Here is a 7,516-nt window from a genome sequence, read left to right as displayed (position 1 = left end):
TTTTCTATGTCAGCTATAAGAGTCACTTTCTGATCGCAACTATTTTACAAGGGGGGGGGTTTTTGCCTGTAGCTCTACAATAGGGTTGAATAGATAGATAAGTAGAAGGACTAGAGATAGGGTATTAAAAAACCTGGGAGCTAGCAAAAGCTAGTCCCCAGGTTGGAAGCCTTAATCTAAAAAGATAAAATGAAGCTAAGCGACTGGAGTAGCACCTGGCCTTTTGTTTTTTCTATCGAAATATATCTTTTTTATTTCATTTATCTGATCAACCTGCTTAGCCGTTAAGTAGATGCCTGGAAAATCCTGAGCAACTATTTGTTTATTTGGTACTATCATCAAACTAGTAGGGTCGGTTAAAATCAGTTTTTCCAGGTTATTGACCGCTTTTTTACATGCTTCATGAAGGTTGATATTCATTGTAGAGTTTAGGTCGGTCGTACCTTTAAGTTTCTCAGTAACCTCTTTATCGATATTGATAATTGTATATGATGAATCATCAAATTTTTTCTGTAATTTCTTATTAATATTCTTCAAGTTTTTTAGAATTGCGTCAGAAACTATAGTATTCGCAACCTTTCCGTCCTTTGCAATTTTAACGATTGCAAAATCTGATTGTTTCTTTATAGTGTCCTCAATCACAGCTACAAGTCCGCTTTTGGTCATAGAAATAAAATTAGTTTTTGTATCTCCGGGCTGTACGAGTCTTTTACTATGCTTTACTAGTGCGTCAGCAATTTTAATACACACTAGCTGATCAAATGTAGCATTTGATGCTTCTAGTAGTTTCCAATTAGCTTCATTAGCTAATGATGAGATTCTTGTAATCTTTTTGCCCATTTCAACTGCACTAATAGAGCTTAAACCAAGTATATCCACAATACCTTGACATATAATACCCAGTGGAGTATCTGGGTCAATACTTTCCGCATGTTCTAAATCATTAGATTTATTTGCTGAAGCTACTGCGTTACTTGCTGAGTGATCGTTACTAATTGCATTCATTTTACTCTTAGGTAAAATATAACTGTACAAAGTATCTACATTTGGAATAACAAAAAGTTCTTTTAATTGAGGATCTTTTGTTATGTGGTCATACAAATCACTAGCAAATGTACTAGAATCTTTTTCTACCCAGTTCTTGAAATTAGCATGACTTGATTTCAATATCACCTTTGGGTTGTCTTTTGTCTGTTTATTTGACTTATCTATTTGTAAGAAATCTGAACCTGAATTAATTTTCCCTCTAAATAAAGTAAATAAAAGAGTACCAAATTCAATATCAGAGCAGCACTTAGAACCATTTTGATCATCGTTGACTTGGCTCTCAATTAGACCATTTAGATTATTATAGTTAGGGTCGGTATGATCTAATTTTATCCAATTCGACAGATTGTTGATATTAAATGTACTTATCAGCCCATCATTACTAAGTTTTTTAATTTTAGGCATCTTAGTACCATGACCACCTTGCACCAGAATGTCTTCACTTATACCCGACCCTCTTTGATCTAGGTCCTCAAGAGATTCGGTTGTATTGTCTTTACATGATTTATCTGAAGTTTTAGTTTTAATCCAAACTGCGCATTTATCTTCAAGTATAGCAGGAACACCATATGAGTGGCCGTTTTTGTTTGCTTCAGATTTTTCTTTACCTTTTGCATCTTTATCAGTAAAGAACCTAGCTAACTGAGCACCGTCTAATAGTTTTCCAGCAATAGATTCATGAAAAGTTGTTGTGCTTTCAAATGCTTTAAGCCTAGGTAATAAATCATTGTCGATACATGTCTTTTTCAATTCTTTAAGCTGATCTTGAGTAGCACCTGCAGCAACTTCTTTGAATAGAAGATTATAAACTTTACCCATTGCTTCAACAAAAAGAGGGATTTCATTTACAAATCGAGCTAAAGCACAGCAGTACTTGAATTTAGCTATGGCTTTTTCTGAAAGACTGAAAAGAGGCTGCAGTGTATGAATAATATCGGGGTTGTACTTATCTTTATCCTTGCTAATGTTCTGAATTAAGTTGTATACGTGGGCCTCAGGCGTGTTACCAGAAAAGAAAGTTGAGAAGTCTTTCTCTGTCAAAGAATGAAGATCCGAAGAATTTTTTAAGTAATCTAACCCTAAAGCAGTTGAAAATACTTGTAAAGCGTGTTTATTTGCTGATGCGAGATCAGGATCAGCTACTATACGGCTATCATTCTTTTCTGCACCTTTACTATCATCATTAACAGCAGACTGTGCCTCGGCTGGTGCTACTGGCTGGTCTTTTTGTTCTGTAGCATCAGATTTGGTTTCGCCGTCACAGTTTTTGCAACCACCACCACCAAACAATGACCCTGCCAGTAATAAGCTGGACAAGGAAGGAATTTTATTTTTAATTTCTTTATAAACCATTTTGATTGAATTTATTGATTATTAACTACTTAAATTATAACTACTTGACTAAAGTTAACTATTTTGATTAAAGATTTTTTACTTAACACTACTACTACGGGCTTTTAGGCAAAAATAAGGTATAGCTTAGGACTATGCAAGCTAAACTTACTAATTTATTTATGATTATACTGCATGAACAGCTTTGTAGAAAAACCCGCTTAAGTAAATTTGCTACAATGATAGTATAAAAAAAAATAAGATGCAACTAATTCCTACATTTTTTCCTTTAAATAATAGGCGGTATGGTTTTTAGGCTCTTTTATCAAGGTTTCTGGGCTACCGGTAAATACTATTTTACCGCCCCGTTTACCGCCATCGGGGCCTAAATCAATGACCCAATCTGCACACTTAATCACATCGATATGGTGCTCAATGACCAGAACAGTATGCCCTTGATCAAGCAGGGCATGCATGGCGTTTAATAATTGTGCTACGTCATGCATATGGAGCCCAGTAGTGGGCTCATCAAATATAAAGAGGATAGGTTGATCCGTTAACTCTTTTTCTAAATAATAGGCCAACTTAAGCCGCTGCCCCTCCCCGCCACTTAAAGAACTAGAGGATTGGCCTAATTGTATATATCCTAAACCTACTTTTTGTAAAACTTTTAACTTATGGCAAATGGCAGCATGACTAACAAAAAAACGTAATGCTTCCTCTACAGTCATACTGAGTACTTGGGCTATGTTTTTTCCAGCATAGGTTACATCGGTTATTTCAGGCTTAAAGCGACTTCCCTTACAGTGTTCACATAACAGGTAAATATCTGCCATAAATTGCATCTCTATCTTTTGCTGGCCTTCTCCTCGACAAGCAGGACATTGCCCCTTTTCTGAGTTAAAAGAAAAGTGACCCGACTGGTAATCGCGAGAACGGGCCAGATCGGTCTGGGCAAAAAGGTCTCGAATGGCATCATAGATGGCTAAATAGGTGGCAGGATTAGACCGGGAAGATTTTCCTAATGGATTTTGATGGACCAATTCTACGGCTTGAATACGCGCTATATCACCACTCAATAGACCGGATGGCAGAGTGGGTAGTCCCAAAATAGCCGAAGGTTTGGTAAGGTGTTGCACCAAAGCAGGATAGAGGATCTCTTTGATCAACGTAGACTTGCCTGATCCACTTACACCTGTAACAACAGTTAAGATATTCAGGGGGATGGTTACACTCACGTCCTGCAGGTTATGGAGGGTGGCCCTGTGAATATGTAGACCATAACGCCAAGGACGTTTATAACTAGGCAGGGGAACCGCAGCGCTACCATTAAGGTAGCGTGCGGTATGGGTGTTGGCTTGGAGCAATGCTTGAAAGGTTCCCTGAAAAACCAACCTACCACCACCAGTGCCTGCTTGAGGGCCTATCTCAATAAGCGAATCAGCCGCACGCATGACCAAGGCTTCGTGCTCTACTACAATAACGGTATTGCCTTGGTTTTTTAAATCTACTAGCAACGCTACCAACTGATCGGTATCACGAGGATGCAGCCCAATAGTGGGTTCATCCAAGATATAAATGGTGCCAAAAAGGGGGCTTCCTAATGCAGTGGCTAATTTAATTCGTTGATGCTCTCCACCAGATAGAGTAGACATAGACCTGCCAAGGGTTAAATAGTCTAAGCCCACCTGAGCTAAATAACGGAGTCTGTTTTTAACTTCTACTAGAATTCTTTGGGCAATAGCTGTCTGACGCGCTGTAAGGGACAATTGATTAAAAAAGGGTATCAAGTCATGGATGGGAATCAACAATAGATCGATTAGGGAATAATCAGCGATTTTAACATAATGAGCATCTGCGCGCAGCCGACTGCCTTTACAATCGGCACATATCGTTTTACTGCGGTAACGGGATAGCAAAACCCGATATTGTATTTTATCAGTTTGGGTGGCACAAAAATCAAAGAATCGATCAATACCTATAAAATCCGAATTCCCTTTCCATAAAAAGTGTTGCTGATCTCGCGTCAAGCTGTTATAAGGGGTGTGAATTGGAAAATCCAAGGTAGTATGGTTGGCTAAAAGGGGGGCTAACCATTTAGACATAGTGGGCCCATTCCAGGGGGCTATAGCCCCTTCTACAAGAGAAAGAGCTGGGTTGGGTATAACTTTCTTGGGGTCTATACGAATCAATTGGCCTAGACCAGAACAGACCTTACAGGCACCATGAGGGGTATTAAAACTAAAAAAAGCAAGGGTAGGTAGCGCAAAAGCCATACCATCTCGTTCAAATCGATCTGAAAAATATTTTTGCTCCAACCCAACTAACACGACTACTGCATGACCCATCCCTTCAAAAAAGGCTACTTGAACAGAGTCGGCTATTCTATATTGGTTGTCTTGGTCCTCTTTTTTAACGATGACTCGGTCTACTAACCCATAGATAGGCTGGTCTAATGATAAGACCTGACTATTGGTCAATAGTTCGTCTATATCAAACAGTTGATTATCCTGCATGACTCTGGTAAACCCTTTGCCCTGTTCGACCTTTAACTTTTGCGTTAAGGCTGCTTGATCGGCCACTACCATAGGATAGAGGATCCATACCTTCGTGCCATCTGCTTGCTGTTGAATGTAATCGACTACATCAGAAACGCTATCTTTTTCTACCTTTTGGCCACTAATGGGCGAGTAAGTTGTACCAATACGGGCATAAAGTAAAGCTAGATAGTCACAAAGTTCTGTCAGGGTACCTACGGTAGAACGAGGGTTATGATTAGAGACCTGTTGGCGAATGGCAATAGCGGGAGAAAGGCCTTGAATGGTATCCACCAAGGGTTTTTCTAGTTTGCCTAGAAACTGGCGCGCATAGGCACTCACACTCTCTATATACATCCGCTGGGCTTCTACAAAAAGGGTATCCAAAATCAAAGAGGATTTGCCAGAACCGGATAACCCCGTAACAACCACCAGTTGGTTGCGTGGAATGGCTACGCTTACATTTTTAAGGTTATGCATTTTAGCACCCCTTATGATAATAAAATCTTTTGGGCTTAGTGTATCTAAGTCTAACAAGTGACCAGGCATGAACGGTATAGAGTAGAATAATGGAACATATAGCTATATGTATTGGTGCACAAAAATGGTAAACAAAAAACCAAGCTTTGGGCAAAAAACCCAATATAGTAGTATTGAAAGATATCTACAATAGACTGCTTGCCAAACTCGTGTATGGTCAGGATGCACCCGATGCGCTGTATTCTTTTTCTAAAAGTGTTAGATAGGGTTGAAAGCGATAGACTTTATTGCGTCTATAAAGCGTTTGTTCAACGACCAGACCTAGCTCTTGAAATGCTTTAAATAGATTACGGATTGTATTATATGCTTTACCGGTTGCTTGGCTAACTTCAACAATAGTGGTAACGGGTTGCATAAATAAAAAATGCAAAGCCATGGTGGCTGTTTCCCTTATTTTTAAAAAGGTTGCATCCTGCTGAATCATTTTTTGTAACCTCAGCTATAAGGGGCGCTTGCTGATCGCAACTATTTTACAAGGGGCGTTTTTTATATATTATTATATATAATAATCAATTAAATATACCCCTTAAGTTAACGCCATTAACTGAATGGATACTATTTTTAAAATCATTAGGCCTAGCTCTTCTTAAAAACCTATTTGCGATCAGTAATTTTTAGAAGAAGTACAGCCGGGTACCGCAGAATACGCAATGTATGTGAGGAGCATACACAAACTCCGACACCCAAATTGCCATTAGCAATAGCTTGTGCAAATGATTTACTTGTGCAATATAGTACCTTATATTGAAATATAAAGCCCATCTAGCGCATTAATTTCAATTTGAGTGGCTATACTGAAATAAGGCATACTTTTTCTATTGGTTCAAACGAGTAGTAAATCATGCAGTTGCTCAGGGACGAATGGGGAAAAGAAGCATTTTTAAAGCTACTTTTTTCTTGATAAGAAAGTGTTTTTACTAATGCCACGCAAAAATGTTGCCGTTCAAGACCATGGTAAGCGTAGATAAGCAAAACGTGCCTTTGGAAAAAGCTGCAATTAGAAAGCACAGTGTACAAAAACATCTCTTTAAAATCAGCTAATAAATTCTTGCAGGAAGAAAATACTAAGCTAAAAAATAAGCTAGGCCTCACCTCCAAGACTTCCTCTATTCCCAGTTCTAAAGAGTTATACAAGCAAAAACGGCATAAAGTAAAAAGTACTCGTAATAGAGGCGGCCAACCAGGTCACCCCGGTTTCAAAGTGGCAAACGCTACGCTGCTTCACTGCCTCAAGGTGTTACCAAAGATGCTTTTGGTCTTAAGGTTAAATCAGTAATCGCAGCTTTAACAGACTTTTACAAAAATTCTAAAAGAGAAGTAGCCCATATACTAAAAGATATCTTCAACCTTGATATTAGCTTAGGCAGCATATCTAACAGTGAAGCTAGGGTAGCTTCCAAATGCAAAGCAGCTTACCAAGAGGTAGAAACAACCATTAAGCAAAGCAAAATACTACATATAAACGAAACTGGACACTTTAATAGCAGTAAGCTAGGTTGGAGCTGGATCTTTACCAGCTCTATTGCTAGTCTGCTTAAGTTGACTACTTCTAGAAGTAGAAAGGTCTTAGAAAGTAGTGGACTATATCTCAGCCAACAGACTGTGATTAGCTATAGATATGCGGTTTATAATTTATTTTCCACTCATCCATCGCCAACTTTGTTGGTCACATATAGCTAGAGATTTTGAAAGATTTGCCCATAGTTGGCATAGTGACGTTAAAGCATTAGGGTATTATTTGAAAGCAATAGCTAGTGAGCTATTTGCACTGCATCGTGCCTTTTTGAATCATTCTATCGGGCTACCTATCTTTTTAAGGCGCATTAAAAAACTACGTAAACGGACCTGCTATGGCCTAAAAACTATTGCCAGACTACCAGGGGCTATCCATGCTAATCGAGTAGCCAGAAATATCATGCGAGCAAAACCTATGTTGTGGAAAGTATCCATTCACTACTATGGCAGAGTTATACCAAAAAAATGCCCCTTGTAAAATAGTTGCGTTCAAAAAGTGACCGTTACAACTGAAGCAGCAAAACATATCTGTTCCTGACACTGTT

5 protein-coding genes are annotated in these 7,516 nt (G+C 38.6%); 2 read left to right on the top strand and 3 right to left on the bottom strand.

From position 1 onward, the window contains the following. Positions 1-195 precede the first annotated feature (195 nt). From MUW73_RS00125 to MUW73_RS00115, 3 genes are all read right to left on the bottom strand, one after another. Complete coding sequence (locus tag MUW73_RS00125; protein ID WP_243018083.1) at positions 196-2,400, bottom strand: hypothetical protein; 2,205 nt, start codon at positions 2,398-2,400, stop codon at positions 196-198. A 254-nt stretch (positions 2,401-2,654) separates the two neighbouring features. Next, entirely contained in the window at positions 2,655-5,465 is a 2,811-nt protein-coding gene (uvrA, locus tag MUW73_RS00120; RefSeq protein WP_243018082.1) for an excinuclease ABC subunit UvrA, read from the bottom strand. Positions 5,466-5,613: 148 nt separating this feature from the next. After that, positions 5,614-5,880 (bottom strand): hypothetical protein, encoded by a 267-nt coding sequence (locus MUW73_RS00115; protein WP_243018081.1) that lies wholly within the window; start codon positions 5,878-5,880, stop codon positions 5,614-5,616. Between the two features lie 800 nt (positions 5,881-6,680). Here MUW73_RS00115 and MUW73_RS04660 point away from each other — a divergent pair. Next, the gene (locus MUW73_RS04660) at positions 6,681-7,136 is read left to right on the top strand and encodes an IS66 family transposase (protein ID WP_445083563.1); all 456 of its coding nucleotides are present in this window, start codon (positions 6,681-6,683) and stop codon (positions 7,134-7,136) included. Continuing rightward, positions 7,075-7,449, top strand: coding sequence for a hypothetical protein (locus MUW73_RS00110; protein WP_243575125.1), 375 nt, complete (start codon positions 7,075-7,077; stop codon positions 7,447-7,449). Before MUW73_RS04660 ends, MUW73_RS00110 begins: the two co-directional genes overlap by 62 nt. The last annotated feature ends 67 nt before the right edge of the window (positions 7,450-7,516 follow it).

It is taken from the genome of Candidatus Cardinium sp. cByotN1, assembly GCF_022810525.1.
GTDB lineage: Bacteria > Bacteroidota > Bacteroidia > Cytophagales > Amoebophilaceae > Cardinium.
This window is presented reverse-complemented; position numbering and strand designations above follow the sequence as displayed.